Here is a 26,812-nt window from a genome sequence, read left to right as displayed (position 1 = left end):
GCGCCAGAGAGGGGCTGGCGCCGTAGGCGAATTCCAACGGCTGCAGGGTGCTGCCTGTCGTGCGCGTCACGGCCTTCACCTTGCCGACCACCGTCCACTGGATGGCATCGATCTGCTCGCGCTCGTCGTGGATCAGGTCTGCGTTATGGCGCCGAAGGCACGGGAGGACGGCCCCTCTCGCACAAACCGCCCACGCCTAGCTCCCGCGCCAGAGATCAGGGGAAGACCCGCGCCAGAGAGGGGCTTACACCCGGGTCGCCCACCGCGCCGCCCACCTGCTTGCTGATGCGCTGCCCACTGGCGCCGTAGGCGAATTCCAACGGCTGCAGGGTGCTGCCTGTCGTGCGCGTCACGGCCTTCACCTTGCCGGCCACCGTCCACTGGATGACATCGATCTGCTCGCGCTCGTCGTGGATCAGGTTGCCCAGCTGGTCGTAGTGGTAGTTCGAGGTGCTGTTCAACCCCGCATCGTGCGACAGCTCCGGGGTGAGCGGCGGGGTGGTGTTCGGGTCGTTCACCGCCATGATGTCCTCCGTGGCCCCATCGTCGTTGGGGTCCACATCATCATCGTACAGCTCATACAACCGGTTGCGGATCAGTTTCGAGGGCGTCGGCGGGTTGATCGGCGGCACCGTCCCCTGGTATTTGTACTTCAGCGCATCGTACTGCGCCCCGCTCTGGTCCCAGCGGTCGGCCGTCAGGATGTTGCCGTTGGCATCGTAGGTGTAGCTGCTGCGGTAGGTGTCCGCCACCTGCTCACCCACCCCCGCCACCTGCGCAACGCCGCATGGGCTGCGGTCCCGGGCGGTGAACGTTTATGCCGTCACCACGAAACGACCAAACCACACACGCACTATCATGAACACGGCCCTCACCCTCCGCAGCCTCGTCGCCCTCACCCTTTGCGCCACGCTGGCCAGCTGCACCAAGGACGAACCCATCCGACCGGACCGCCCCGACGGCGCCGCACCCGCTTCCGCGGTGAATGATGCCCGAGGCCTGGGCGCCGAACTGACCGCCACGGGCAACGGACTGTCCAGCACGTCCGTGGACATCACGAGCGACACCCCGGCGGGCAGCACGAACACCGGAATGCCGAACGTGGCGCAGCACCAAGGGGCGGAACTGATGCCGACGCAGGCCGGCGGCGGCCCGGACACCGACACGCCGTTGGAGGACCCGGTGCGTTTGCAGGGCCTGGAGAACATGACCGCCGAGTGACCTGAACCTCGGGAACGGAAAGGGCCGACTTGTGCGGCCCTTTCGCATGGAGCCCCTCCCCTACTTTCGTCCGACCCATGGCCGCACCCGCTTCACCGGTGGACCGCGAGGTCCTGTTGCGCTTTCTGGCCCGGCTGGGGCAGGCGGAGCTGGCAGCTGGTAATGCGGCCCCCTTCGTGGAACGGGACCTGGGACTGATCGCCCGCGCGCATAGTGTGCGGGGTTTCACGGCCTTCGTGCTGCCTACGGTGCTCTTTCTGGAGCTGGATGAGGGCGGCCAGCACAAGGTGGATCTGGCTACGGGCCCCTACCGCATCGGTACCCTGCGGTTCGACCAGATCGAGGAGGTGCTGGTGATCGCCCGCGAGGCCCGGCAGGGCCTGCTGGACCCCGCCGCCGGGCTGGAGCGCCTGGAGGCTGTGTGGCGCTGGCCCCACCGGTACGGGGCCTGGGGCTCCATCGGCGGCTACCTGCTCACCAGCATCGGGGTGGCCGTGCTGCTGCGCCCCACCCTGCACGGGCTGGCCCTGAGCACGGCGTTGGCCCTGGCCTGCGCCCTGCTGATGCACGGGGTGCGCAAACGTCCCGCCTGGGCCGCGGTGGCCCCCGTGGTGGCCTCGTTCGTGCTGAGCGCCGTGGTGGCCTACGCCCTTCACCTGGGCGTCCCGGAACGGGCCACCAACCTGCTGATCCCGCCCTTGATCACCTTCTTGCCGGGCCTGACCCTGACGGTGGCCGTGATCGAGCTGGCCTACAGCAACACCATCAGCGGGGCCAGCCGCCTGGTGGCCGGCTTCGCGCAGTTGGTGCTGTTGGCCTTCGGGGTGGTGGGCGGCATCGGCCTGTTCGAGCATCCGGACAGCGCCGTGGACCTGCCCCAATGGCCCGGCCGTATCAACGCCGCCCTGCCCTGGCTGGGCGTGCTGGTCTTCGCCGTGGGGCTGCACGTGCACCAGAGCAGCAACCGCCGCTCCTTCGGCTGGATGCTGGTGACGGCCGTGGCGGCCTATGCGGCCCAGGCCCTCAGCGGCCAGCTGATCGATGGCGCCAGCACGGCCTTCTTCGGCGCGGCGGCCATGACCATCACCGCCCTGGTGATCGAGTTCCGCTTCGCCGGTCCGCCGGCCATCGTCACCCTGCTGCCCGCCTTCTGGCTGCTGGCGCCGGGCAGCTTCGGCCTGCGCAGCGTCACCGGCCTGGCCACGGGTGCGGGCGCCATCACCGATGTGTTCACCCTGCTCTTCGCCATGACCGGCATCGCCATGGGCAGCTTGATCGGCGCCTTTGTGTACAGCGTGGCCCTGCACCCGCGCAGCGTCACCTGGTGGCGGATGGACGCCCCGTGAGCCTTCGCCGCGCCGAAGTACCTTCGGGGATCCTTTCCAGCCCCATGCGCACCCTCCTGCTCCTGGCCCCGCTTCTGGTGAGCGGCTCCCTAGTGGCCCAGACCTTCACCCTCACCAGCACCGATGTGGGCGGCCAGGCCACCGACCAGCAGGTGTACAACGGCTTCGGCTGCACCGGCAGGAACCAGAGCCCCCAGCTGAGCTGGGCGAACGCCCCCGCCGGCACCAAGAGCTTCGCCGTGACGATGTACGACCCCGACGCGCCCACTGGCAGTGGGTGGTGGCACTGGGTGGTCTTCGACCTGCCCGCAAGCACCTCCATGCTGCCGACCGGCGCCGGCACCCCGGGCATGCCCGGTATACCCGAGGTGGCCGTGCAGAGCCGCACCGACTTCGGCGGGATGGGCTACGGCGGCCCCTGCCCGCCCGTGGGCCATGGCGCCCACCGGTATGTGGTCACGGTGCATGCCTTGGGGGTGGAGAAGCTGGGACTGGACGCCCAGGCCAGCCCCGCCTTGGTGGGCTATACCCTGAACGCGAACACGCTGGCCAAGGCCAGCCTCCTCTTTTACCACAGCCGTTGATCCACCGGCTACCACACCCTCATCGGCTCTTCCCGACAGGGCGCGGACCTTGCGGGAGGGCTCGGAGTTTTCCACGATCGTTCCACGTGGAACACACCGGGTTTTCCACGATCACTCCATGAGCGTGATGGACACCTACGACGTGGTGGTGGTGGGCGGCGGCCACGCCGGATGCGAAGCCGCGGCCGCCGCAGCCAACCTCGGCTCGCGCGTGCTGCTGGTGACCATGAACATGGGCGTCATCGGCCAGATGAGCTGCAACCCCGCCATGGGCGGCGTGGCCAAGGGCCAGATCGTGCGCGAGATCGACGCCCTTGGGGGCTACAGCGGCCTGGTGAGCGACCGCAGCGCCGTGCAGTTCCGCATGCTGAACCGCAGCAAGGGACCCGCCATGTGGAGCCCCCGCACCCAGAACGACCGCAACCTCTTCGCTGCCGAGTGGCGCCGCCTCCTGGAACAGACCCCGAACGTCCACTTCTGGCAGGACAGCGTGGTGCGCATCGAGGTGGCGGACAGGCGTGTGGCTGGGGTGGTCACCGGTTTGGGCATGCGCATCGCCTGCCGTGCCGTGGTGCTCACCAGCGGCACCTTCATGAACGGGGTGATGCACATCGGCGAGCGCCAGATCGGGGCGGACGCGCCGGCGAGAAAGCCAGCCATGGCATCACCGAGCAGCTGGTGGAACTGGGCTTCGAGGCCGGTCGCATGAAGACCGGCACCCCGCCCCGCGTGGATGGCCGCAGCATCGACCACAGCGCGATGGAAGAGCAGCCGGGGGATGAACGACCGGCCAAATTCAGCTACTCCCCCACCACCCGACCACTGCAGCGGCAGTTGAGTTGCTGGATGACCTACACCAGTCCCGAGGTGCATGACATCCTGCGCACCGGCTTCGACCGCAGCCCGATGTTCAACGGGCGTATCCGGGGCATCGGCCCCCGCTACTGCCCCAGCATCGAGGACAAGATCGACCGCTTCGCCGACAAGGAGCGCCACCAGATCTTCGTGGAACCAGAAGGCTGGGACACGGTGGAGACCTACATCAACGGCTTCAGCACCAGCCTGCCGGAGGAGGTGCAGCTGGCCGCCTTGCGCAAGATCGCCGGCTTCGCGAACGCCCGCATGTTCCGCCCCGGCTACGCGGTGGAGTACGATTACTTCCCCCCCACCCAGCTGCGGCACACGCTGGAAACGAAACTGGTGGAGGGCCTCTATTTCGCCGGGCAGATCAACGGCACCACCGGCTACGAGGAGGCCGCCTGCCAGGGCCTCATGGCAGGCATCAACGCCCACCTGAAGCTGCGCGAGAAGGACCCCTTCGTCCTCGATCGGGACGAGGCCTACATCGGGGTGTTGGTGGATGACCTGATCACCAAGGGTACCGAGGAGCCCTACCGAATGTTCACCAGCCGAGCGGAGTTCCGGATCCTGCTGCGGCAGGACAACGCCGACCTGCGGTTGACCCCGCGCAGCCACGCCCTGGGCCTGGCCGATGATGAGCGTCTGCGCCGGGTGGAGCGCAAGCAGCGCCTCAGCCAGGCCTTGGTGGACGGCCTAAAGGCCGAAAGCCCGGCGCCAGAAGCCTCCAACGCGGTGATCGTTCCACGTGGAACCACCCCCGTGAAACAGCGTACCCGGCTGTTCGACCTGCTCACCCGACCCCAGCTCACGTATGGCGATCTCGAGCCCTTGTTCGAGCGTCGAGAGGACTGGAGAACGGAGGCGACCGACCTGGCCGAGGAGGCGATCGAGCAGGTGGAGATCCAGGTGAAGTATGAGGGCTACCTGGAGCGCGAACGCGACCTGGCGGAGCGCATGAACCGCCTGGACCACGTTCCCTTGGATGTGAACCTCGACTACGCCAAGCTGACCTCGTTGAGCATCGAGGCGCGGCAGAAACTGGACCGGGTGCGACCCACCACCCTAGGGCAGGCCAGTCGCATCAGCGGCGTTTCACCAGCGGACATCAGTGTCCTGCTCGTTTACATGGGCCGATGACCGATCGATCGTTCCACGTGGAACAACACACCCACGAAACCCTGGACCGCTGCCCCCTGTGTGGGGCGGCGAGCCCCTTACCTGCCCTGACGGTCGAGGACCATTCCATCTCCCACGAGCGCTTCCAGCTGGTGGATTGCGCCTCCTGTGGGTTCAGGTTCACCAACCCGCGGCCCACACAGCAGGTGATCGGACGCTACTACGAAAGCGCCGACTACATCAGCCACAGCAACAGCCGTCGGACCCTGTCCGATCGACTGTACCAAGTGGCCCGTCGCTGGGCCCTTGCCCGCAAACATGCCCTGGTGGCCACCCACCGCACCAACGGCCGCGTGCTGGACGTGGGATGTGGTACCGGCGAATTCCTCGGCCACCTCAAGCGCAGGGGGTACTTGGTATCCGGGGTGGAGCCCGCTTTGAAAGCCCGTGAACAGGCCATTGCCCACCACGCGATCCCGGTAGTGCCCTCCCTGGACCAAGTACCCGGACGGGAGCAGTTCCATGTCGTCACCCTCTGGCACGTCCTGGAGCACCTGCCTGACCTTCGTGGTACCCTGAAACGGCTCTATGCCCTCACCGCGGATGACGGCCTGTTGGTGATCGCCGTGCCCGATCGCGAAAGCTGGGACGCGCAGCACTACGGGAGCGCATGGGCAGCATACGACGTTCCGCGCCACCTCTCCCACTTCCGGCGGAGCGATATGCATCGGCTCGTGACCGAACATGGCTTCGAACCGATCGCGGTGCGACCCATGTGGCTGGACGCACCCTACATCGCCCTGCTCAGCGAACGGTACCGCGGCCACGGTGCGGTCATGGCGCTGCTTCGCGGTGTGCTGTTCGGTGCTTGGTCCAACTTGGTGAGCGCCCTTTCCGACCGACCCACATCAAGCTCATTGTACCTCTTCCGCAAGGCGACCGTCTGAGAAGCCTGTTTTTCTTCGTTCTGTTGCGTTGAAGGGGGGCGTGCAGTGGTGCACCTCTCCGTGTCACCCGAACGGCGATCCCGGAGCGATCGTGGCGGTCGTTCGAAGAGGGGCCCATCTCCCTGATTTTCAGCCGCTTACTGATCCAAAGGGCGATCAGGCGGTCGTAGCGTCGGCCTGGTGACCCAACACACCGGTGACCCCTGTACCCGGAATCTACCTTTGCGCCCCTTTTCACCACCATGAGCACCATGACCCTCCCCAGCCCACGGATCGGCGACCTGCTGCGCACCCTCGGCGTCCAGGACCAGAACCCCGGCGTGTCCACCGGCAACCAATGGATCCCGGGCAGCGGTGCAGTGCTCGAGAGCCACAGCCCGGTGGATGGCGCGCTCATCGGCAGCGTGCGTGGGGCCACAAAGGCCGAGTATGATCAGGTGGTGGCGACCGCGCAGAAGGCCTTTGCCGAATGGCGCACCTGGCCCGCACCCAAGCGCGGCGAGGTGGTACGTCAGTTGGGCGAAGAGCTGCGCAAGCACAAGGCCGCCCTGGGCAAACTGGTGAGCTACGAGATGGGCAAGAGCTACCAGGAAGGCCTGGGCGAGGTGCAGGAGATGATCGACATCTGCGACTTCGCCGTGGGCCTGAGCCGCCAGCTGCAAGGGCTCACCATGCATAGCGAACGTCCGGACCACCGCATGTACGAACAGTGGCACCCGGTGGGGCTTGTGGGCATCATCACCGCGTTCAACTTCCCAGTGGCCGTATGGAGCTGGAACACCGCCCTGGCCTGGGTCTGCGGCGACGTCACCCTGTGGAAGCCCAGCGAGAAGACCCCGCTGTGCAGCATCGCCTGCCAGCACATCACCGCGGACGTGTTCAAGCGCAACGGTGTGCCCGAGGGCGTGAGCAGCATCGTGAACGGCGGTCGTGAAGTGGGCGAATGGATGAGCCACGATGGACGCATCCCCCTGGTGAGCGCCACGGGCAGCACGCGCATGGGCAAGGCCGTAGGCGCGGCGGTCGGCGAACGCCTGGGTCGTTCCCTGCTGGAACTGGGCGGCAACAACGCGATCATCATCAGCGACAAGGCCGACCTGGACATGGCCCTCATCGGCTGCGTCTTCGGCGCGGTGGGGACGGCCGGCCAGCGCTGCACCAGCACCCGCCGCCTCATCATCCACGAGGCGGTGTACGACGCCTTCAAGCAGAAGCTGGTGAACGCGTACACGCAGCTCCGCATCGGTGATCCCCTGGACGAGCGCAACCACGTGGGCCCGCTGATCGACACCGCCGCCGTCACCATGTACCTGAACGCCCTGGAGGCCGCCAAGGCGCAAGGCGGTCGGCTGGCCGTGGAAGGCGGCGTGCTGGAGGGGAAGGGGTACGAGAGCGGGTGCTACGTGAAGCCCGCCGTGGTGGAGGCCACGCCGGACATGGCCATCGTGCAGGAGGAGACCTTCGCGCCCATCCTCTACTTGCTGAAGTACAGCGGTGACCTGCAGGAGGCCATCGCCATCCAGAACAACGTGAAGCAGGGCCTGAGCAGCGCCATCATGACGCTGGACCTGCGCGAGGCCGAGCGTTTCCTGAGCGCGGCGGGCAGCGACTGCGGCATCGCCAACGTGAACATCGGCACCAGCGGTGCGGAGATCGGCGGCGCCTTCGGCGGGGAGAAGGAGACCGGCGGTGGCCGCGAAAGCGGAAGCGATGCCTGGAAAGCCTACATGCGCCGCCAGACCAACACGATCAACTACGGCAGCAAGCTACCGCTGGCGCAGGGCATCACCTTCGACCTGTAGGTTTCCCCGCCGTCGACGCAAGCGACCATCTCCGGTCCGCGCAGGCTTCTAGCTTTGCCGGCCTTTCCATGGCCTTGCGCACCGCCCTGTTCCTGTTGCTCGTCGCCCTGGGGTGGGTGGGGTGCTCCAGCAGGCCCGACCACAGCTCCACCGCACCACGCACGGGCTCCTGGCGCATGGCGCTGGACCTGAACGGCCAGGAGCTGCCCTTCCTCTTCGACCTGCAGCACGACAGCAGCGCGTGGCGCATGGTGGTGCACAACGGGGAGGAGCGCATCGCCGTGGATGACATCACCCTGCACGCCGACTCCATCCGGGTGCGCATGCCACTGTTCGATTCGGAGTTCCGCGGACGGCTGGTGAACGACAGCACCATCACCGGCCACTGGCATAACTACCTCAAGGGTCCCGACTACCGCATCGCCTTCACGGCCCGGTGCGGCCCTGCACAGCGCTTCGACCTCGCCGGCAGCCCCATGGGCGACCTCTCCGGACAATGGCGCACCCACTTCAGCCATGGCACCCCGGAGGGCTATGATGCCCTGGGCCTGTTCACCCAGCGGGACGGACTGCTCACCGGCACCTTCGGGACCGAAACGGGCGACTACCGCTTCCTGGAAGGCGTGGTGGCCGGCGACTCCTTGAAGCTCTCGTGCTTCGACGGCTCGCACGCCTTCCTCTTCAAGGCCCAGCTGCGCAACGACAGCCTGATCGGCCGCTATTGGAGCGGCACCCACTGGCAGGAGCCCTGGATCGCCGTACGCGATCCGCGGTTCCACCTGCGCGACCCGGATTCGCTCACCTTCCTCAAGGAAGGCCATGACATGGTTGATTTCCGGTTCCCGGACATCGATGGCGGCCAGGTGAGCCCCAAGGACGCCCGGTTCGCGGGCAAGGTGCTCATGGTGCAGGTGATGGGCAGCTGGTGCCCCAACTGCGTGGACGAGACGCTGCTGCTGGACGAGCTGTACGCGAAGCACAATGCCAACGGGCTTGAGGTGATCGCCATCGCCTTCGAGAAGTACGAGGACGAGGCACGCTCCATCGCTGCGCTGAAGCACTTCCGCGATCGCCTGCAGGTGAAGTACCCCATCGTGTACGCCGGCAATGCCAACAAGGAGGTCGCCAGCGCCAAGCTGCCCTTCCTGGACCACGTGATGAGCTACCCCACCTGCATCTTCATCGACCGGCAGGGCAAGGTGCGGCGCATCCGCACGGGATTCTACGGGCCGGGGACGGGCGAGCACTACTCGCATTACAAGCGCAACCTCGATCGCTTCCTGCAGGACCTGCTCGCCGAGCAGCCGCAGGCCTCCTAGGGCCTACTTGCCCCCTTCGGGACGGTCCACCACGATCCGTTCCGCCCGGTTGGCCAGGAGCCACGCCGTATGGAACACCAGACGTGTGCGCTCCTCCAGCAGGTCAGGCAGGATCTTGTCCACCTCATCCCCGGGGCCATGGTAGTCCTCGTGCACGCCGCTGAAGTAGAAGATGGCCGGCACCCCGTTGCGCGTGAAGTTGTAGTGGTCGCTGCGGTAGTAGTACTTGTTGGGGTCGTCGGGCGCGTTGTAGGTGTAGTCCAGCTCCAGCGCGGTGTAGGTGCGGTTGGCCTGCTCGTTGATCGCATGCAGCTCGGTGCTCATGCGGTCGCTGCCGATCACATACACATAGGGCGCGCCGGTGGCATGCGCGCTGTCCCGCCGACCGATCATGTCGATGTTGAGGTCGGCCACCGTGCGGTCCAGCGGGAACACCGGATGCTCGCTGTAGTACTGTGAACCGAGCAGGCCTTTCTCCTCGGCGCTCACCGGCATGAAGAGCACACTGCGTCGCGGGCCCTGGCCCTCGGCCTTGGCGCGGGCGAACGCCTCGGCCAGCTCCAACAGCGCCACCGTGCCGCTGCCATCGTCGTCGGCCCCGTTGTACACCTCGGTGCCATCCTTCCCGATGTGGTCGTAGTGCGCGGTCACCACGACAAGCTCATCCTTGTGGTCACGGCCTTCCACATAGGCCAGCACGTTCTCACTGATCAGCTCGCTTCGCAGCGGCGTGGCGCTCAGGACCAGGTCCGGTGCGAAAGAGGCCGTGATCAGGCGGCGGCGGGCGCGTTTCAGCAGGCTGGCCCGGGTCCAACCCGCGCGGTCGAGCAAGGCGTCACTCAGGGCCTGTCCCGCGACGATCACCTGCAACGCGCCCGCGCGCTCGGGCCGCCGCCGGGCACGCTCACCTTCATCGCCCGCCAGCCGCATGCGCGCACTGGAGAGGTGATGGCCGTAAGTGCTGCGGAGCTCCTCGAAGGCCGGTGTGGCAAAGAAGAGCACCGAGGCCCCGGCCTGCTCGGCGGCCGCGGTCCATGCGCTCATGGTGGCCAGGGGGGAGGTCCCGCTCGACCCGCGATCCACCACCAGCAGGCCCCTGCCTTTGAGGTCCTGGCCGCGCAGCGCGGTGTCCGGAGGGAGCCCGGCCGGTGCGCACACCAGCAGCGCCTGTTCCACGCGCAGCTCCTGCTCCAACCGTTCATTGAAGTAGAACATCCCCTCCAGATAGCGGAACGGCTTGCCCGCCACCATCACCACGATGCCACCGGGGCGCCTCACCTCCAGCACGAAGGGCTGGAAATAGCCTTGCTTGACGCCGCGGCCCGCGCCATCGGGCACTTCGGGGATGCCGAAGGCCTGGAACTGTTCGCGCAGGTACTCCGCGGCCATCTTCTGCCCGCGCTGGCCGGCCTCCCGGCCCTCATAGGCATCGCTGGCCAGAATGCCCAAGTGACGCATGAGGTCCGCCGCCGTGATGGTGGAGGCATATCGGAGGGCCATGCTGTCCACCTGGGCCTGAGCGGCACCCAGCTGCATGACGGCGACGAGCCCGCACCCCAGGAGCCGCCTCATGCCTGTTCGATCTTCTCCACCCGCACCTGATGTCGGCCTCCTTCGAAGCGGGCATCCAGGAAGGCATCGACCACGGCCAGGGCCTGCTCCACACTGATGAAGCGCGCCGGAAGGGCCAACACGTTCGCGTTGTTGTGCTCGCGCGCCAAGCGGCCGAGCTCAGGCAGCCAGGCGAGGGCTGCCCGCACCCCCCGGTGTTTGTTGGCCGTGATGGCCACCCCGTTGCCACTGCCGCAGATGAGGATGCCCAGCTCGGCCTGTTGCGCAGCCACAGCGGCCGCCACCGCATGCGCATGGTCCGGATAGTCCACGCTCTCCCGCACATGGGTGCCCTTGTCGGTCACCTCCACCCCGCGTGACCGAAGGTGTTCCTTCACCGCGTGCTTCAGGTCCACGCCCGCATGATCGCTGCCTACGGCGATGTGTTGTGCCATGCCTCAAAGATACCCCGGCCCACTTGTCCACGATCCGATCGTCGATCGTGGTCGATCGCTGTGGATGATCGACCAACAACTTTTTCGACCCACAAGTTGTCCACGGCGCCATACGCCAAGGGATCGTCAACAGCAAGCGGATCTTCTACCGGGTTGTGCACCGGGGATCCCACCGGAACAGACCCGTTCATGCTCCCTGGGTTTTCAACCACACCGCCAGCGGCCGTTCTCCACGATCGTGGATGGCCGATGCCCGTTCCACGTCCACCGCGGCTCAGCACGGTATCGGTCATCCACAAGGCAGCCCGTTGCGGTGAACTACTTTTGATAACCCGTTCGTGCAAGCGGACGGCCCACCGATCATCCACCGTGTTCACAGCCCCTACTATATCATCTATTCTCTTTAAAGAAAGTATTTATGGGATACGTGCTGTGTATCGGATGATCGTCGTGACCGTGACGGTGTGCTCCACCTTTGTGACGACCGCTCAGGACGGCTTCACCCAATACCGTCATGCCAACGGGACCATCAGCAGCGAGGGTATGTTGGTGGATGGCAAGCCCGAAGGCTACTGGAAGACCTATTACGAGAACGGCGTGCTGCGCTCCGAGGGCGGCCGCCAACGGTTCCAACTGGACAGCCTGTGGAAGTTCTATGCGCCGGAGGGCTGGCTCAGTTCCACGATCGAATACACCGATGGGCGGAAGGACGGCGCGCAGCGCAAGTACGACGCCTCCGGGGCCCTGGTGAGCGAAGAACGTTTCGTGGCCGATGTGCGCGAGGGCAACAGCACCTACTATCATGCGAACGGACAGGTGCACAAGGTGGTGCCCTTCGTGGCCGGCAAGGAGGAGGGGAGGGGGTACGAGTATGCCGAGGACGGCCGGTTGGTGGCCTTGCTGAGCTACGGCGGCGGCATGCTCCGCAAGCGCGAGGCCATCAACCGCATCGATGCCGCCGGGCTCAAGCAGGGACCTTGGAAAGAGTTCCATGCCAACGGCAAGGTGAAGTGGGAATGCACCTATGTGGACGACAAGCGGCAGGGCATCTACAAGGAGTATGACGCCAGCGGCAGCCTGAAGCAGATGGTGAAGTATGATCAGGACCAGGTGGACACCGGCTCACGCGCGGCGATGACGCTGACCATCAAGAACACCTATCACCCCAACGGGCGTGTGGCCAGTATCGGCAGTTACAGCAAGCAAGGCACCCGGGAAGGTCTGTTCCGTGAGTACGACGAGCAGGGCCAGGTGCGGTCCGCGGCCATCTACACCGACGACCGCCTGATGCGCGAGGGCCCGGTGGATGAGCGTGGTGTGCCCCAGGGCCGTTGGACGGAGTACTATGTGACCGGTGAGAAGCGCGCTGAAGGCGAGTACAAGGACGGCAAACGGGAAGGGGAGTGGACCTTCTTCCATCGAAGTGGCGCCGTGGAGCAGAAGGGGCGCTATCAGGCGGGCCAGGCCCAGAACCTCTGGAAGTGGTTCTACGAGAGCGGCAAGCTGCATCGAGAGGAGAACTACCGGAAAGGCCGTGAGGATGGTGCCTCGGTGGAATATGATGAAGAGGGCAACGTGATCACGCAGGGCGAGTTCATCGACGGCAAGCGTGAGGGCGCGTGGTTCTACCGCGTGGGCGACCACACCGAGGAGGGTGCCTACCAGGACGGGCTGAAAGAAGGGGAGTGGCGCCACACCTATGAGAACGACAAGCGCAGCTTCGAGGGCTCCTTCGTGGGCGGTGAGCCCAACGGACGGCATCGGTGGTGGTGGCCCAACGGGCAGCTGCGCCTGGAGGGTCGCTATGCGATGGGTCTTCAGCAGGGCGATTTCGAGCACTGGTCGCCCGAAGGGCAACTGCTGATCACCATCCGCTACAAGGACGGCCAGGAGGTGAAGATCGATGGCACCCGCGTACCGCCGCCGTTCGAGAGCGGAGGCGACGCCCCGTGATCGGAGGCAGACGCGATCGACAGCCCCCTGTGTAAGTTCGACCCGATGAGCGGAACGGCCGGAGCGGACGCGTCACGGACCCAGGAGCTGGCCAAGGCCTACCTGGACCTTCGGCGGCAGTACGAGGACCTGGTGGACCGCAACATGGCCGGGGTGTTCCGCACCACGCTGGACGGGCGCTTCCTGGAGTGCAACGCCTCGATGGCCCGCATCCTGGGCTATCCCGATCGCGATGCGTTGATGCGGGTGAACGCCACCGTGCTGTACCTGAACGAAGAGGACCGCGCGGACTACCTGCGCGAACTCACCGAGCGCCGTCACCTCATCAACCACACCATCCGCCTGCGCCATTACAGCGGCCGCACCGTGCATGTGCTGGAGAACGTCTACCTGGACCGGACCGAGGAAGGCATCACCACCATCGCCGGCACGTTGATCGACCGGTCGCCCCAGGTGCAGGCCGAGCTGGAACAGCAGGCGCTGTTGGACAACTACCGCCGCCTCGTGGAGCATGCCCCCGAGGGCATCCTCATCGTGCAGGACGGGCTTGTGCGCTATGGCAATCCCGCCGCGGACCTGCTGTTGGGCGTAACCAGCACAGGCGCGGTCCTCGCTGATGCCGTCGACCCCCCCCAGCGTTCCGTGCTGTCCGGCTGTCTGACCGATGCGCAGCGCGATGGAGAGGGGGCCCCCGTGGAACTGGACCTGGTGCGGGCCGACGGCTCACGGTCACGCGTGCTCCTGTCCGCCTCCCGCACGTTCCACGAAAGCGACCCGGCCGTTCAGGTGCACCTGCGCGATGCGGAGCGCATGCGGGCCACGATGCATGCGGGCCTGCGCGCCCAGATGGCCGAGGAGGTGAACCGCGTGCTGCGGCAGGAGATCATGGACCACCGCCGCACACAGGACGAACTGCGTCGGTCGCGCCGGTTCGCCCGCGGCCTGGTGGACAGTTCCCTGGACATGATCATCGCCGTGGACGAGGCCGGGCTCATCACGGAGTTCAATCCCGCGGCCATGGTGCGCTTCGGCTACGAGGCGGAGGAGGTGCTCGGACGTCCCGCACGCATGCTCTATGCCCGGGAAGAGGAGCATCTGCGCATCCAGGCCGAATTGAACGCGCACGGTGCGTTCGCCGGCGAGGTGCACAACATCGACCATCGCGGCGAGGTCTTCCTCACCTTCCTGGCCGCATCACGGCTGTACGATGAGCAGGGATCGCTCCTGGGAAGCATGGGCGTGAGCCGCGACATCACCCACGCCAAGCGCGATCAGGAGGCGCTGCGGGCCAGCGAGGAGCGATACCGCGACCTGTTCGAGAACGCTACGGACCTCATCCAGAGCGTGACGCCCGAGGGTCGCTTCGAGTACGTGAACAGGGCCTGGCGCGACACGCTGGGCTATGCCGCCCATGAGATCGCGGACCTCACGGTATGGGACGTGGTGCATCCGGACCATCGGGATGCCTATCGTGCCCAGTTCGAGGAGGCCTTCGCCGGGGATCCGGGCGGCACCATCACCACGGTGCTGCTGGCCAAGGATGGAAGACGCATCACCGTGGTGGGCAATCGCAACGTGCGCCGGGTCGACGACCGGCCCGTGGCCACGCGCGGTATCTTCCGGGATGTCACCCGCGAGCAGGAGGCCCGCGGGCAGGTGGAGAAACAGGAAGCCAAGCTGCGCGCGCTCTTCGAGAGCAGTGAGCACATGTTCTGGAGCGTGGACGAGCGCATCGCCCTCACCAGTTTCAACCAGGGCTATGCGCGGATGATCGAACGCCTGTACGGCACGCGCCCGGAGATCAACCACGACGGCAACATCCCCCGCCGGCGCTTCGCGGGCGAGGCGTACCACGCGTTCTGGGAGGAGAAGTACCGGGAGGCCTTCACCGGCCGGCCGCTCCGTTTCGAGACCGAGCTCACCGATGCACAGGGGCGATATGTGAGCAACGAGGTCTTCCTGAGCCCGGTGTTCAGCGCCGATGGGCGCGTGCGCGAGGTCTTCGGCGTGGGGCACGAGATCACCGAGCAGAAGCTGGCCGAGCGCACCGTGCGCGATCAGGCCGCCCGCCTCACGGCCATCTTCGAGAACAGCGCGAACATGATGGTGTGGACCCTCGACCGGGATTTCCGCATCACCTCGTTGAACGATCATTTCCGCGACAGCAGCGCGGAGGCCTTCGGCTACACACCGCGTGTGGGCGACGCCTTCCTGGAGCATATGCTCGAACGCGTGGCCCCCGCCGAGCGCCGGTCCATCCGCGCGCACTACGAGGCCGCCATGAAGGGCAAGCCCCGTCAGTTCGAGGTGGAGATGCACGACACCGATGGCCGCACGCGCTGGGTGGAGAACTTCCTGAACCCCATCCGTGTGGACGGACAAGTGGCTGAGATCAGCTGCCTGGCATACGGGATCACCGACAAGAAGGAGGCCGAGCGGCAGCTGATCGAACGCCTGCGCGAGAACGAGGTGCTGCTCAAGGAGGTTCACCACCGTGTGAAGAACAACCTTCAGATCATCAGCAGCATCCTCAACCTGCAGACCGCCTACGTGGGGCACGATCCGCGCATGCTCGACCTCATCCGCGAGAGCCAGGACCGCATCCGCTCGATGAGCTTCATCCACGAGAGCCTCTACCAGAACAAGACCTTCAGCAGCGTGGACCTGTCGACGTACATCGATCGGCTGGCCCGCAACCTGGTGCTCAGCTACAGCCTCAGCGGCAAGGTGGAGCTGCGCACCGATCTACAGCGCGTGGAGCTGGTGCTGGACCAGGCCATCCCCTGCGGGCTCATCCTCAACGAGCTCATCAGCAACGCCCTCAAGCACGGCTACCCGGACGGCGCGGCGGGCGTCATCACCATCGCGCTGTCCAGCCACGACGGGCGCGTCACCGTGGAGGTGGCCGATGATGGGATCGGGCTGCCCGTGGGCTTCGACGCCGAACGCGATTCGAACCTCGGCCTGCAGCTCGTGGCCACCCTGAGCGAACAGCTCGATGCCCGCCTGGAACGCCACAGCGGCCCCGGGGTGCGGTATTTCCTTACTTTTGATCGCATCAAGTAGCGTGCGCACATGGCCCAGACCAATGTCCTGGTCGTTGAGGACGAAAGCATCGTGAGCAAGGACATCCAGCACAGCCTCAAGAAGCTGGGCTATAATGTCGTGGGTGCCGCTGCCACGGGCGAACAGGCCGTGAAGCTTGCCGTCGAGGCGCAACCGGACATCATCCTCATGGACATCATGCTCAAGGGGGAGATGAACGGCATCGAGGCCGCCACACAGATCCGCCAGGAGACCAACATCCCGGTGATCTTCCTCACGGCGTATGCCGATGAGAGCACCCTGAACAAGGCCAAGGTCACCCAGCCCTACGGGTACATCATCAAGCCCTTCAAGGAGATCGACATCCACACGTCGATCGAGATGGCGCTGTACAAGCACAAGAAGGAGGCCGAGGTGCTCAAGGAGCGCGACCTGCTGTTCAATCTGGTGGAGAACCAGGGCAGTGCCAACGACCTGCTCTTCGTGAAGAGCAACAGCCGCCTGGTGAAATTGCGCATCAGCGACATCTACTACATCGAGGCGCTGAAGGATTACGTGGTGATCAACACGCTCAACGCCCGCTACACGGTGCACAGCACCATGAAGGACATCGAGGGCAAGCTGCCCGAGAGCGAGTTCGCCCGGGTGCACCGCTCCTTCATCGTGCGCATCGACAAGATCGTGGCCATCGAGCAGCCGAACCTGATCCTGGAGAACGACAAGAAGGTGATCCCGATCGGAGGAAGCTACAAGGACGACCTGTCGCGCCGCCTCAAGCTCGTTTAGTGCGCCCTTTCGCGGGTGGCCTTGCCCCGCGTGCCTCGTCCAACACCAGGTCCACGGTGCGGCGGTCCATGTCCACCGCCTTGATGCGGACGGCGACCTCGTCACCCAAGCGGAACCGACGGCCCGTGCGCAGCCCGGCCACCTGATAGCGCTCGGCATCGAAGCGGTATGCATCGCCGGGCAGTTCGCGCAGCGGGATCATGCCCTCGCAGCGGTTGGCCTTCAGCTCCACGTACATGCCCCAGTTGGTGAGGCCGCTGATGGTGCCCTCGAAACGTTCGCCCACGCGGGCCAGCAGATACTCGGCCTGTTTGTAGCGGATGCTCGCCCGCTCGGCGTCGGCCGCCCGCTTTTCCATGTTGCTGCTGTGCCGGCAGCTCACCTCCAGGACCTCCTTGTCCAGGTGGCGACCACCCCCTAGGTAGTGCGCCATGGCGCGATGAACCAGCAGGTCCGGGTAACGGCGGATGGGGCTGGTGAAGTGGGTGTAGTGCTCGAAGGCCAGCCCGTAGTGGCCGATGTTGTCCGTGCTGTAGATGGCCTTGGCCATGCTTCGGATGGCCACCTGCTTGATGATATTCTCCTCCTCGCGGCCCTTCACGGCGCGCAGCAGCCGGTTGATCGCGTGCGGCAGGTCCTCGCCCTTGCCCACGCTGAGCTCGTGCCCGAAGCTGCGGGCCAGCGCGCGCAGCTGTTCCACCTTTTCGGCATCGGGCAGGTCGTGAACACGGTACACGAACGGGGGCGCGCCGCCCTTGCGCTGTTTGTTCACCCAGGCCGCCACACGCTTGTTGGCCAGCAACATGAACTCCTCGATCAACCAGTTGGCCGGCCCCATCACCTTCTGGTACACCTCGATCGGCCGCCCCTTCTCGTCCAGCCTGAACTTCACCTCGTTGCCGCCGATCTCCAGCGCGCCATTGGCGATCCGATCCGTGCGCAGCACCTGGGCCAGGCGATGCAAGGTGAGCACCGCCGGGCCGAACTCGCCCTCAGCCCCGTCGATGATCGCCTGCGCCTCTGCGTAAGCGAACCGCCGCTGGCTTCGCATCACCGTGCGTCCGAACCACTCGGCCTTCACCCGGGCGCGGTCGTCCAGCTCGAAGATGGCACTGAAGCTCAGCTTGTCCGTGTGAGGGTTGAGCGAGCACAGGTCGTTGCTCAACCGCTCGGGCAGCATGGGCACCACGCGGTCCACCAGGTAGACACTGGTGGCGCGCGCGGCCCCTTCCATGTCCACCACGGAACCGGGGTGCACATAGTGGCTCACATCGGCGATGTGCACGCCCACCTCCCAATGACCGTTGTCCAACCGTCTCACGCTCAGGGCGTCGTCCAGGTCCTTGGCATCCTCGGGATCGATCGTGAGGGTGGGGATGCTCCTGATGTCCCGTCGGCGGGCGATCTCCTCGGGAGTGCATCCGTCGGGGATCGTGGCGGCCGCGGCAAGGACGCTCTCAGGGAACTCCAGTGGCAGTCCGAACTCGGCCAGGATGGCGTGCATCTCGACCTGGTGCTCCCCTGCGCGGCCCAGCACACGCACCACGCTGCCGCGCGGCAGGTCACGGGCGTCCTTCCAATCGCCCAGGGCGATGATGGCTTTGTCGCCCTCCCGGGCTCCACGGCCCTCGTTGACCGGGATCAGGAACGGGCGTTGCACCCGCTGGTCATCGGCCACCAGCATCAATCGCCCCTGACGCAGGTGCACGGTGCCCACGAATTCCGTTCTCCGGCGGCGAAGCACCTCCACCACCCGTCCTTCGGGCCGTGACCCACGACCACCGGTGAGCTTCACGCGCACCGTGTCGCCGTGCAGCGCAGTGCCCACGTTCCGGGGGTGCACGAACACGTCGCCTTGGCCCATGTCGCCGGTCGGATCGGGCCGCACGTAGCCGCCCCCGCTGCCGATGATATCGATGGAACCCTCCAGGGTGTCGGCCCCGCCGGCCGCGATGTACCGTCCCTTTTTACCACTGCGGACCCGACCGTCGTCCAAAAGGGACTCCAGGGCGTCATAGAGCAAGTAGCGCTGGTCCTTGTCGCGGAAGCCCAGCTGGAGGGCCAGTTGCTGGCTGGTGACCCCGGCATGGCCGGCGCGCCGCACGGCGGCCAGCACGCGCGGGGCCAGTTCACCGTCGGTGGGGGAGGGGCGTCGGGCGGGCATCCGGAATGAGGTCGGCCACGAAGGTCGCTCAAAGGCGCGGCCACCCCCTTGCCTTGGGTCCACCAACGATCGTTGATAACCTCCCGGAGATCACTACCTTTGCAGCCCTTTCGCGGGAAGCCATGTACGAATCCGCCAAGATCTTCAGCGGTACCGCCACGCGGTACCTGGCCGAGAAGATCGCCGCCTTTTCCGGCGAGCGGCTCGGGGAGGTCTCCGTCAGCCGCTTCAGCGATGGGGAGTTCCAACCCAGTTTCGAGGAGACCGTGCGCGGCGAACTGGTCTTCATCGTGCAGAGCACCTTTCCGCCCAGCGACAACCTTTTCGAGCTGCTGATGATGGTGGATGCCGCCAAGCGTGCCAGCGCCAAACGCATCGTGGCGGTGATCCCCTACTTCGGGTTCGCCCGTCAGGACCGCAAGGACAAGCCGCGGGTGAGCATCGGCGCCAAACTGGTGGCCAACATGCTGACCGCCGCCGGCGTGGACCGCGTGATGACGATGGACCTGCACGCCGACCAGATCCAGGGCTTCTTCGAGGTGCCGGTGGACCACCTGTTCGCCAGCAGCATCTTCCTGCCCTACATCAAGGAGCTCGGCCTGAAGGACCTGGTGATCGCGGCGCCCGACACCGGCGGCACCAAGCGGGCCAACGCCTACAGCAAGCACCTGGGCTGCGATATGGCCATCTGCTACAAGCAGCGCAAAGTGGCCAACCAGATCGAGAAGATGACCGTGATCGGCGACGTCAAGGACAAGGACGTGGTGCTGATCGACGACATGGTGGACACGGCCGGCACGCTGACCAAGGCGGCCGATATGATGACCGACCTGGGTGCCAAGAGCGTGCGCGCCGTGTGCACGCACGCCGTGCTGAGCGGCGAGGCCTGCGACCGCCTGCAACGCTCCAGCCTGTCGGAGCTCATCGTCACCGATACGATCCCCATCGGGCCCGAAAAGCTGGCCCGCACCACCAAGATCAAGCAGCTCACCGTGGCCCAGTTGTTCGCGGACGTCATCAAGCGCGTCCGCAGCCACGAGAGCATCAGCAGCCATTTCATCATCGCCTAACCCCCCGACCCATGAAGAAGGTAGAACTCACCGGCGCCGTGCGCACCACCACCGGCACCAAGAACGCCGACCAGCTTCGCCGCGAGAAGCAGGTGCCCTGCGTCCTCTACGGCGGTGGCCCTGTCACCCACTTCGCCACCGACGAGGCGGCCCTGGGCAAGGTGGTGCATACCCCCGACGCCTATCGCATCGAGCTGGACCTGGGAGGCCGCAAGGTGATGGCCAAGCTGCAGGAAACGCAGTTCCATCCCGTATCGGACGCCATCCTGCACGCGGACTTCATCGAAATGGCCGAGGACAAGCCGGCCCGCGTGACCTTGAGCCTGCGCCTGAAGGGACAGCCCGCCGGTGTGCGCAAAGGCGGCAAACTGAACCAGACGCTGCGCAAACTGGATGTGGTGGGGCTGCCGAGCCAGCTCCCCGAGCATCTGGAATTCGATGTGGAGCATGTGGAAATCGGCCAGAACGTGCGGGTGCGCGACCTGAAGTTCGCCGGCATCGAGGTGCTGAACAAACCCGAGGAGGTGGTGCTGAAGGTGAGCGTGCCGAAGAAGGAGGCCGAGGCCGCCCCGGCCGCTGCCGCCGCTGCCACCCCGGCCGCCGCCGCTCCTGCTGCCGACGCCAAGAAGGCCGAGGCCAAGCCCGCCGCCAAGAAGTGATGACCCGGCCCATCGGGCCGAACACCCCCTGCACGGACCCCGCACCCACGGGGTCCGTGCGCGTTGAACCCCATGAAGCACCTGATCGTGGGCCTGGGCAACCCCGGCCCGGAATACGCCGGTACCCGCCACAACATCGGGTTCGACGTGCTGGACCATCTGGCCCGGTCCTTCGAGGTGCGGTTCGGCCCGGCCCGCTACGCCGACCACGCCGAATTCCGTCACAAGGGGCGCACCTTCATCCTGGTGAAACCCCAGACCTTCATGAACCTCAGCGGCAAGGCCGTGCGCTACTGGATGGACCAGGAGGACGTGCCCGTGGAGCGGGTGCTGGTGGTGAGCGATGACCTGGCCCTGCCGTACGGCAAGGTGCGCCTTCGCTCCAGCGGTGGGGCGGGCGGCCACAACGGCCTCGGCCACATCATCGAGGTGCTCGGCACGGAGGCATTCCCGCGACTGCGCTTCGGGATTGGAAGTGATTTTGCACGTGGACGCCAGAGCGACTTCGTCCTGGCCCATTGGACAGCCGAGGAACAAACTCAGCTGCCCGAGCGTTTGGAGTTGGCTTCCAAGGCGGTGGTGCAGGTGGGCCTGCTTGGCGTCGCTCAAGCCATGAACCACTTCAACAACCGCTGATCGGCCCGCTACCTTTGCACCATGCTATCCAAGAAGATCGAGACCGCCCTCAACGGGCAGATCGCCATTGAGGCCAGCAGCAGCCAGGCCTACCTCGCCATGGCCAGCTGGGCCGAGAACCAGGGCCTCAGCGGAACGGCCGCCTTCCTGTACCGCCACAGCGACGAGGAGCGCATGCACATGCTGAAGCTGATCAAGTTCGTGAACGAACGCGGTGGCCGGGCCTTGGTGCCTGCGCTTAAGCAGCCTTCCACGGACTTCAAGAGCATCACCGACATCTTCCGCAGCCTGCTGGAGCACGAGACGCACGTGACGGCCACCATCAACCAAGTGGTGGACACCTGCCTCAAGGAGAAGGACTACACCACGCACAACTTCATGCAGTGGTACGTCAGTGAGCAGATCGAGGAGGAGGCGTTGGCGCGTACGCTCATCGACAAGCTCAACCTGATCGGGAACGACAAGGGCGGTCTCTATCTTTTCGACCGGGACCTTGAGGGCGTGGTCACCCCTGACAAAGGCGGCGGGGGCAAGGCCTGACCGGGGCGGTCCCTCACCAGCGCCATTGCCCGGCCATCCGGAGCTTTTCTTCCAGCCCGTCCGCGCGTAACCGTGCACCCAGTTCTTGTTCCGTGAAGTGCCCTGGAAGTGCGGGCGCATCGGCCAATTGCAGCAACAAGGCCCCCACGAAGCGCACGTTGTTCACCATGTCCCGCGGGTCCACCAGGTGCACGTCGTCGCAGCTGCTGTGGTAGCAGCCGTACACGTGCCCGCCCAGGTCGCAGAGCGGGTTGATCACCGGTACGCCGGCGAGCAGGAACGACTGGTGGTCGCTGTGCAGCCAGGCCCGCTCCTTCAGGTCCATCCTGAACGCCGTGTCCATCGCATGGATCGGTGCCATCAGCGTGTCCACCAGCGGGCCCCAGCCCGCCGGCCCCACCACGCCGAAGCCGAAGGGATCGCCGGTCATGTCCATGTTGATCATGCACCGCACGCGTTCCAGTTCACCGGAGGCCTTGAGATCGGTCATCATCGCTTCTGAACCAAGGAGGCCCTGCTCCTCGCCCATGAAGAGCACGAAGCGCAGGGTGCGCCGGGGCTGATGCCCGCTGGCCACCACGGCACGGGCCATGTCCACGATGGAAAAGGCACCCAACCCATTGTCCGTGGCACCCGTGGCGAGGTCCCAGCTGTCCAGGTGACCGCCGAGCACCACCACCTCCTGCGCGAGGTCCGATCCCGGGATCTCGGCCACCACGTTCCGCGCCTGCACGGTGCCGATGCGATTGGTCATCCGCAGGCCGACGCGCAGGGAAGCACCCGCTTGGAGGCGCTCGCGGATCCGCCGTCCGTCCTCGGAGGCGATGCAGGCAGCGGGCACCGGGATGGTGGCCCCGTCGATGGAGGCGGTCCCCGTCAGCAGCACCCCGCCGTCCACGTTATTGACGAACACGATGCCGATGGCGCCATGCCGGATGGCCAAGGCGGCCTTCTCGCTCCGGTGCAGGTTGCCGGTGCCGTTGGGCGCGTCCACCAGGCCGATGTTCATGAGCACCACGCGGCCGGCCACGCGGTCGTTCAGCTGCGTGTACTGCTCCGCCAGTCCATTGCCCAGGTCCACCAGTTCGCCCTCCACATCGGCGCTGTCCGGGGTCTGGGCCAAGGCCACGGCCGCCAGGTGCTCCGTGCCCACATCATCGCTCAGCTTCAGCATCACGGTGCCACGCGCCCACGCCTGGGCAGCGAAGGGGTGCTGGGAAACGCGGGCCACGCCGGCCAGGCGGAACAGGCTGTCGGCCGCCGCTTGTGCGCGCGCGCCTTGCGGGCTGCCCGTGAGGCGATGCCCGATGGCGGTGGAGCTCCACGTCAGCCACTCGTATCCTCTTGCGTTCTCGCGGGCCTCCGCTTCGAAGCGGGACAGGTCCGAGGCCTGTCCGTGAACAATGCCGTGTGAAAAGATGCTGAGGGCCAGCGCCGAACAGGCCTTCCAACGGCATCTACTTTGCCCGCTGTTGGGGAAGATCATGGCCATGTGGGACGCGACGGGCAAAGGTAGCCCGCGGACAATGCCGGCATGGGCATGGCGTGCGCTGATGCTTCTGTTGGTGGGCCCGGTGCTCGCAGCCGCCCCGCCTCAATTGGACGTGGAGAAGGATACCACGGCGATTGTGCAGGCCAGCTACATCTACAACATCGCCAAGTTGGTGGAGTGGAAGGACCCGGGGATGAGCTCGGGCACCTTCGTGATCGGTGTGATCGGTGGGGCCAACCTGTACCAGGAGCTGATCAAGAAGTACAGCACGAAGGCCATCGGGAAACAGCCCATCGAGGTGCGCAAGCTGCCCCGTTCACCGAACGTCGACCGTTGCCATATCCTGTTCGTGGGCCAGCACGACCTGGCGTTGATGCCGGAGATCTATCGCAACCTGGCCAACAAGCCCACCCTGATCGTCACGGAGTACTCGGATGCCCTGGAGGATGGCGCGGTGGCCAATTTCGTGAAGGTGGCCAGCACCTTGAAGTACGAGCTGAGCGTGACCAACGCGCGAAAGCACAAGCTGGAAGTGGCCCTGACCCTCAAACAACTGGCCCACCGTGTGGTGGAATGACATGAGCGGCCGCCTCCATACCGCCCTCCTGCTGCTCGCCCTGCCAGCGCTGGGCGTGGCGCAGACGGACCTGCTGGCCGAAGCGCTGCGCAAGTACCAGGCCGGGGCGCTCAACGAGGCCCGCGCCCTGGTGGACGAGGCGGTGCTGGAGCCCGGCCACCAGCGCGACCCGGAGGCCTGGCTGCTGCGTGGCTTCATCCTCAAAGACCTCTACAAGGCAAAGACCGGCACCCCGCAGGGCGAGGCCGATCGGGACAGCGCGCTGGCGAGCCTTGACCGCTGCCTGGCCCACGATCAGGGTGGTGACTACACAGAGAACGCGGCACAGGCATATGACTTCCTGAGCAAGACCTACTTCAACGATGCGGCCAGGGCCCTGAACGAACTGAGGCCGGACGACGCCCTCGCGCTGTATGGCAAATACACCGCTGCCACCGACCGCCGGGGCGCACCACCCGATCGCGCGGCCAAGGATGTGGAATTCCACAACGCGCTCGGTACGGTATACACCAAGCTGTACAACCAGGACAGGGAGCAGTTGTCCTGGTACGACAAGGCCGTGGCCACCTATGAGCAGGTGCTGCGGATCGACACCGGCAACTACGGCGCCAACTACAACCTGGCCACGCTCTACTACAACCGGGGCGTGTACAACATCCAGCGGGTCGGGGCGGAGTACGACATCCCCAGTCTGCAGCGGATCCAGGAGGTGAGCCGCGAGTTCTTCCTCCAGGCGCTCCCGTACATGCTGAAGGCGTTCCGGATGAACCCCAAGCGCCGCGAAACGCTCCTGGGGCTCGAGGGGATCTACTACAGCCTGCAGGACGCCGAACGCTCCGAGCACTACCGTAAACTCTTCGAGGAACTGGGTCCGGAGGAGGACCGCTGACCGCCATGGCCAGGCTGCGCATGACCATCGGCAGGAAGATCGGGATGGGCTTCGGCCTGTTCATCTTCTTTGCCGCCTTGGTGCTGCTGCTCACCAACCGAACCCTGGAGCGGAGCCGGCAGATCAACGACGAGATCAACCAGGTGTACAGCCCCAGCGTCGATGCCCTGGTGCGGCTGCGCAACCTGGTGGTGAACGCCCACATGCTGGTCAAGCATTGGGCCCTGGTGGAGAGCCGCCCGGACGCCCGGGAGAAAACCTCTCTGGTGGAGGTCACCGGTGAGGACCTGCCCGCCCTCCTGGACCGGATCGACACCCTATCTGCCAACTGGGACCGCGAGGAGGTGGAGCTGGCCAACCGTGTGTTCGGCGAGATGGACGCCATGTTCCTGCTGCATGGCAGCATCAAGGAGATGCTGCCCGACATGGAGAGCTACAGCGATCCTTTGGTCTTCCTGGAGCGCAACGACCTGGCCGAGGAGGGTGGGCCGCTGGATGAGCAGACGGACAAGGTGCTTGCCGACCTGGATGTGCTGCTGGCCATGCAGGAGAGCAAGCGCCGCCAGCTGAGCAGCGGCATGATCAGGAGCTTCGACTCGTTGAAGTTCTTCGTGCTCTATCTGGGCATGGGCCTCATCGCCGTGGGGCTCATCGTGGCGGTGGTGATCATCCGGGGCATCGTGGGCCCGGTGCAACGGCTACGCACCGTGCTCCTGGGCCTCGGCCGGGGCGTGTTCCCACGGGGCCGCATCCGCACCGGCAACGACGAGATCGGCGAGATGACAAGCGCCCTCATGGGGCTGATCGAGGGCCTCAAACGCACCACGGACTTCAGCCACGCGGTGGCCGCCGGTGACTTCGACGCCGACTACAAGCCCTTGAGCGAGGAGGATGTCCTGGGCCACGCCCTGCTGAAGATGCGCGCCGAGCTGGGCGAACGCGAACGGGTCCTCGAGCAGAAGGTGCGGGAGCGTACCGAGGAGGTGGTGCGCCAAAAGGAGGAGGTGGAGCGCCAGAGCCGCAAGGTGGTGGAGCTGTACAAGAACGTCACCGACAGCATCCGCTACGCCAAACGTCTGCAGGAGTCCATCCTGCCGCCGGAGCGCAAGATCCGCGAACTGCTGCCACGCTCCTTCGTGTTCTACAGGCCCAAGGACATCGTTTCGGGCGACTTCTACTGGTTCGAGCGCGTGGCCGACCGTACGGTGTTCGCCGCGGTGGACTGCACCGGCCATGGTGTCCCCGGGGCGTTCATGAGCCTTGTAGGCCACAACGGCCTCAATCAGGCGGTGCGCGAAAGCGAGGCCCTCCACCCCAGCACCATCCTGCGCTCGCTGAACCGGATCGCCTTCGATGCGCTGCACAAGGACCGCGACCAATCCATCGTGCGCGATGGGATGGACATGGCGCTCTGTGTGTTCGACCCTGATACCCGGACCCTGGAATACGCAGGGGCCAACTGCCCGCTCTACCTGGTCCGCGACCGTGACGTCATCCAATACGCACCGGACAAGATCCCCATCGGGGGCTTCGAACTGCACGGCCAGTCCTTCACCGATCACCGCATCCAACTGCAAGAGGGCGATGTGGTCTACATCTTCAGCGACGGCTATGCCGATCAGTTCGGCGGGCCCAAAGGCAAGAAGTTCCTCTACCGCCGCTTCCGCGAACTGCTGGTGGCCATCAGCAACGAGCCGCTCGAGGCCCAGAAACGCGCCCTGCTGGAGGCCTTCATGGACTGGAAAGGCGCCCACGAACAAGTGGACGACATCCTGGTGATCGGCATGCGCGCCTGAGGC

Annotated in this window: 21 protein-coding genes and 1 pseudogene; 17 read left to right on the top strand and 5 right to left on the bottom strand. The window is 65.8% G+C overall.

The genetic code is table 11. The features are described 5' to 3' along the window. Positions 1-215: 215 nt before the first annotated feature. Entirely contained in the window at positions 216-764 is a 549-nt protein-coding gene (locus tag IPJ87_14800) for a hypothetical protein (GenBank protein MBK7943118.1), read from the bottom strand. A gap of 94 nt (positions 765-858) precedes the next feature. Here IPJ87_14800 and IPJ87_14795 point away from each other — a divergent pair, with 94 nt between their 5' ends. From IPJ87_14795 to IPJ87_14765, 7 genes and pseudogenes are all read left to right on the top strand, one after another. Continuing rightward, a complete protein-coding gene (locus IPJ87_14795) occupies positions 859-1,221 on the top strand; it encodes a hypothetical protein (protein ID MBK7943117.1) in 363 nt (120 codons plus the stop codon). A 77-nt stretch (positions 1,222-1,298) separates the two neighbouring features. Then, entirely contained in the window at positions 1,299-2,567 is a 1,269-nt protein-coding gene (locus tag IPJ87_14790) for a threonine/serine exporter family protein (GenBank protein ID MBK7943116.1), read from the top strand. A 44-nt stretch (positions 2,568-2,611) separates the two neighbouring features. Further along, on the top strand, positions 2,612-3,151 hold the full coding sequence (locus tag IPJ87_14785; GenBank protein MBK7943115.1) for a YbhB/YbcL family Raf kinase inhibitor-like protein: 540 nt from the start codon (positions 2,612-2,614) through the stop codon (positions 3,149-3,151). 124 nt (positions 3,152-3,275) lie between these two features. After that, positions 3,276-5,149 (top strand): annotated as a pseudogene (gene mnmG, locus IPJ87_14780) (tRNA uridine-5-carboxymethylaminomethyl(34) synthesis enzyme MnmG). Next, complete coding sequence (locus IPJ87_14775) at positions 5,146-6,075, top strand: class I SAM-dependent methyltransferase (GenBank protein MBK7943114.1); 930 nt, start codon at positions 5,146-5,148, stop codon at positions 6,073-6,075. The pseudogene mnmG and the gene IPJ87_14775 overlap by 4 nt, the downstream one beginning before the upstream one ends. A gap of 242 nt (positions 6,076-6,317) precedes the next feature. Further along, a complete protein-coding gene (locus tag IPJ87_14770; protein MBK7943113.1) occupies positions 6,318-7,877 on the top strand; it encodes an aldehyde dehydrogenase family protein in 1,560 nt (519 codons plus the stop codon). A 68-nt stretch (positions 7,878-7,945) separates the two neighbouring features. Beyond that, complete coding sequence (locus tag IPJ87_14765; protein MBK7943112.1) at positions 7,946-9,196, top strand: TlpA family protein disulfide reductase; 1,251 nt, start codon at positions 7,946-7,948, stop codon at positions 9,194-9,196. 3 nt (positions 9,197-9,199) lie between these two features. Here IPJ87_14765 and IPJ87_14760 read toward each other — a convergent pair whose 3' ends face one another. Both IPJ87_14760 and rpiB read right to left on the bottom strand, forming a co-directional pair. Then, complete coding sequence (locus IPJ87_14760; protein MBK7943111.1) at positions 9,200-10,732, bottom strand: M28 family peptidase; 1,533 nt, start codon at positions 10,730-10,732, stop codon at positions 9,200-9,202. 32 nt (positions 10,733-10,764) lie between these two features. Further along, a complete protein-coding gene (rpiB, locus tag IPJ87_14755; GenBank protein ID MBK7943110.1) occupies positions 10,765-11,202 on the bottom strand; it encodes a ribose 5-phosphate isomerase B in 438 nt (145 codons plus the stop codon). Between the two features lie 441 nt (positions 11,203-11,643). Between rpiB and IPJ87_14750 the strand changes: the two genes are divergently transcribed. The 3 genes from IPJ87_14750 to IPJ87_14740 are packed head-to-tail and all read left to right on the top strand — an operon-like array spanning position 11,644 to position 16,986. Beyond that, a complete protein-coding gene (locus tag IPJ87_14750) occupies positions 11,644-13,155 on the top strand; it encodes a toxin-antitoxin system YwqK family antitoxin (protein ID MBK7943109.1) in 1,512 nt (503 codons plus the stop codon). 45 nt (positions 13,156-13,200) lie between these two features. Further along, positions 13,201-16,221: a PAS domain S-box protein gene (locus tag IPJ87_14745; protein MBK7943108.1), complete on the top strand. Its 3,021-nt coding sequence runs from the start codon at positions 13,201-13,203 to the stop codon at positions 16,219-16,221. A 9-nt stretch (positions 16,222-16,230) separates the two neighbouring features. Beyond that, positions 16,231-16,986: a response regulator gene (locus IPJ87_14740; GenBank protein MBK7943107.1), complete on the top strand. Its 756-nt coding sequence runs from the start codon at positions 16,231-16,233 to the stop codon at positions 16,984-16,986. Here IPJ87_14740 and rnr read toward each other — a convergent pair. Then, positions 16,973-19,150 (bottom strand): ribonuclease R, encoded by a 2,178-nt coding sequence (rnr, locus tag IPJ87_14735; protein MBK7943106.1) that lies wholly within the window; start codon positions 19,148-19,150, stop codon positions 16,973-16,975. The two genes, IPJ87_14740 and rnr, sit on opposite strands and share 14 nt — an antisense overlap. A 122-nt stretch (positions 19,151-19,272) precedes the next feature. Here rnr and IPJ87_14730 point away from each other — a divergent pair, with 122 nt between their 5' ends. The 4 genes from IPJ87_14730 to IPJ87_14715 all read left to right on the top strand — a co-directional run bounded on the left by IPJ87_14730 (position 19,273) and on the right by IPJ87_14715 (position 22,055). After that, complete coding sequence (locus tag IPJ87_14730; GenBank protein ID MBK7943105.1) at positions 19,273-20,220, top strand: ribose-phosphate pyrophosphokinase; 948 nt, start codon at positions 19,273-19,275, stop codon at positions 20,218-20,220. Positions 20,221-20,231: 11 nt separating this feature from the next. Further along, positions 20,232-20,879, top strand: a complete 648-nt coding sequence (locus tag IPJ87_14725) for a 50S ribosomal protein L25 (protein MBK7943104.1) — start codon at positions 20,232-20,234, stop codon at positions 20,877-20,879. 72 nt (positions 20,880-20,951) lie between these two features. Continuing rightward, the gene (locus IPJ87_14720; protein MBK7943103.1) at positions 20,952-21,515 is read left to right on the top strand and encodes an aminoacyl-tRNA hydrolase; all 564 of its coding nucleotides are present in this window, start codon (positions 20,952-20,954) and stop codon (positions 21,513-21,515) included. Between the two features lie 21 nt (positions 21,516-21,536). Then, positions 21,537-22,055 (top strand): ferritin, encoded by a 519-nt coding sequence (locus IPJ87_14715; protein ID MBK7943102.1) that lies wholly within the window; start codon positions 21,537-21,539, stop codon positions 22,053-22,055. Between the two features lie 13 nt (positions 22,056-22,068). Here IPJ87_14715 and IPJ87_14710 read toward each other — a convergent pair whose 3' ends face one another. Then, positions 22,069-23,541 (bottom strand): M28 family peptidase, encoded by a 1,473-nt coding sequence (locus tag IPJ87_14710; protein MBK7943101.1) that lies wholly within the window; start codon positions 23,539-23,541, stop codon positions 22,069-22,071. 79 nt (positions 23,542-23,620) lie between these two features. Between IPJ87_14710 and IPJ87_14705 the strand changes: the two genes are divergently transcribed. Genes IPJ87_14705 through IPJ87_14695 form a run of 3 tightly spaced genes read left to right on the top strand, consistent with a single transcriptional unit; the run spans position 23,621 to position 26,809 of the window. Further along, the gene (locus tag IPJ87_14705) at positions 23,621-24,124 is read left to right on the top strand and encodes a YfiR family protein (protein MBK7943100.1); all 504 of its coding nucleotides are present in this window, start codon (positions 23,621-23,623) and stop codon (positions 24,122-24,124) included. A 1-nt stretch (position 24,125) separates the two neighbouring features. After that, on the top strand, positions 24,126-25,013 hold the full coding sequence (locus IPJ87_14700) for a hypothetical protein (protein ID MBK7943099.1): 888 nt from the start codon (positions 24,126-24,128) through the stop codon (positions 25,011-25,013). Between the two features lie 5 nt (positions 25,014-25,018). Beyond that, positions 25,019-26,809, top strand: coding sequence for a SpoIIE family protein phosphatase (locus IPJ87_14695; protein ID MBK7943098.1), 1,791 nt, complete (start codon positions 25,019-25,021; stop codon positions 26,807-26,809). Positions 26,810-26,812 lie beyond the last annotated feature (3 nt).

The organism is Flavobacteriales bacterium, assembly GCA_016713875.1.
In the GTDB taxonomy this organism is placed as follows: Bacteria; Bacteroidota; Bacteroidia; order Flavobacteriales_F; family PHOS-HE28; genus PHOS-HE28.
Note: the sequence above shows the minus strand (reverse complement) of the source record. Positions and strands in the feature narration are given on the sequence as shown.

Bases quoted from the DNA above. Each gene is read 5' to 3' on its own strand.
- IPJ87_14795 (MBK7943117.1), top strand. From the start codon at position 859: ATGAACACGGCCCTCACCCTCCGCAGCCTCGTCGCCCTCACCCTTTGC.
- IPJ87_14790 (MBK7943116.1), top strand. From the start codon at position 1,299: ATGGCCGCACCCGCTTCACCGGTGGACCGCGAGGTCCTGTTGCGCTTT.
- IPJ87_14785 (MBK7943115.1), top strand. From the start codon at position 2,612: ATGCGCACCCTCCTGCTCCTGGCCCCGCTTCTGGTGAGCGGCTCCCTA.
- IPJ87_14775 (MBK7943114.1), top strand. From the start codon at position 5,146: ATGACCGATCGATCGTTCCACGTGGAACAACACACCCACGAAACCCTG.
- IPJ87_14770 (MBK7943113.1), top strand. From the start codon at position 6,318: ATGAGCACCATGACCCTCCCCAGCCCACGGATCGGCGACCTGCTGCGC.
- IPJ87_14765 (MBK7943112.1), top strand. From the start codon at position 7,946: ATGGCCTTGCGCACCGCCCTGTTCCTGTTGCTCGTCGCCCTGGGGTGG.
- IPJ87_14760 (MBK7943111.1), bottom strand. From the start codon at position 10,732: ATGCAGCTGGGTGCCGCTCAGGCCCAGGTGGACAGCATGGCCCTCCGA.
- rpiB (MBK7943110.1), bottom strand. From the start codon at position 11,202: ATGGCACAACACATCGCCGTAGGCAGCGATCATGCGGGCGTGGACCTG.
- IPJ87_14750 (MBK7943109.1), top strand. From the start codon at position 11,644: ATGATCGTCGTGACCGTGACGGTGTGCTCCACCTTTGTGACGACCGCT.
- IPJ87_14745 (MBK7943108.1), top strand. From the start codon at position 13,201: ATGAGCGGAACGGCCGGAGCGGACGCGTCACGGACCCAGGAGCTGGCC.
- IPJ87_14740 (MBK7943107.1), top strand. From the start codon at position 16,231: ATGGCCCAGACCAATGTCCTGGTCGTTGAGGACGAAAGCATCGTGAGC.
- rnr (MBK7943106.1), bottom strand. From the start codon at position 19,150: ATGCCCGCCCGACGCCCCTCCCCCACCGACGGTGAACTGGCCCCGCGC.
- IPJ87_14730 (MBK7943105.1), top strand. From the start codon at position 19,273: ATGTACGAATCCGCCAAGATCTTCAGCGGTACCGCCACGCGGTACCTG.
- IPJ87_14725 (MBK7943104.1), top strand. From the start codon at position 20,232: ATGAAGAAGGTAGAACTCACCGGCGCCGTGCGCACCACCACCGGCACC.
- IPJ87_14720 (MBK7943103.1), top strand. From the start codon at position 20,952: ATGAAGCACCTGATCGTGGGCCTGGGCAACCCCGGCCCGGAATACGCC.
- IPJ87_14715 (MBK7943102.1), top strand. From the start codon at position 21,537: ATGCTATCCAAGAAGATCGAGACCGCCCTCAACGGGCAGATCGCCATT.
- IPJ87_14710 (MBK7943101.1), bottom strand. From the start codon at position 23,541: ATGATCTTCCCCAACAGCGGGCAAAGTAGATGCCGTTGGAAGGCCTGT.
- IPJ87_14700 (MBK7943099.1), top strand. From the start codon at position 24,126: ATGAGCGGCCGCCTCCATACCGCCCTCCTGCTGCTCGCCCTGCCAGCG.
- IPJ87_14695 (MBK7943098.1), top strand. From the start codon at position 25,019: ATGGCCAGGCTGCGCATGACCATCGGCAGGAAGATCGGGATGGGCTTC.